The organism is Pseudomonas juntendi, assembly GCF_009932375.1.
GTDB classification, from domain to species: domain Bacteria; phylum Pseudomonadota; class Gammaproteobacteria; order Pseudomonadales; family Pseudomonadaceae; genus Aquipseudomonas; species Aquipseudomonas juntendi.
In genome coordinates this window covers 1-393 of record NZ_BLJG01000135.1, presented here as the reverse complement: position 1 = coordinate 393, position 393 = coordinate 1, and the positions used below count along the sequence as shown (strand labels likewise).

The following is a 393-nucleotide window of genomic DNA, read 5'->3' as shown; positions in this document are numbered from 1 at the left end:
TTGCAGCTTGCGATGCAACATCGAAACATTGCTTCCTTTCGCCACAAACCCTGTTTGGGTCGCTGAAAGAAGGGCCAGAACTTTATCAGCTTCGGCTTTGCTTGGGAAGGCCCCAAACACACAGCTTCCAGTGCCGGTTAATCGAGCTTCGGTGAATTTTCCCAGTGAATTCAATGCGTTTCGAACTTCTGGGTAATTCTGCTCTACCACCGGTTGGCAGTCATTTCGACTGTTTCCCTTGGGAACGGGGCGCATCTTAAGGGGCAGTGAATCACGTGTCAACTGCGGATGTGAAAAAATTTCTGCTGTGCTGACAGACACTTGCGGCACCAGCACGACATACCAGGGTTCTTCCGGGTCGACCGGGGTCAGCTGTTCGCCCACGCCCTGGGC

The 393-nt window shown here is 53.2% G+C and carries 1 protein-coding gene; it reads right to left on the bottom strand.

Translation table 11 applies throughout. From position 1 onward, the window contains the following. Positions 1-393 (bottom strand): 4-(cytidine 5'-diphospho)-2-C-methyl-D-erythritol kinase (locus GYA94_RS17950; protein ID WP_369008867.1); only part of this gene is annotated, 393 nt, incomplete at both ends.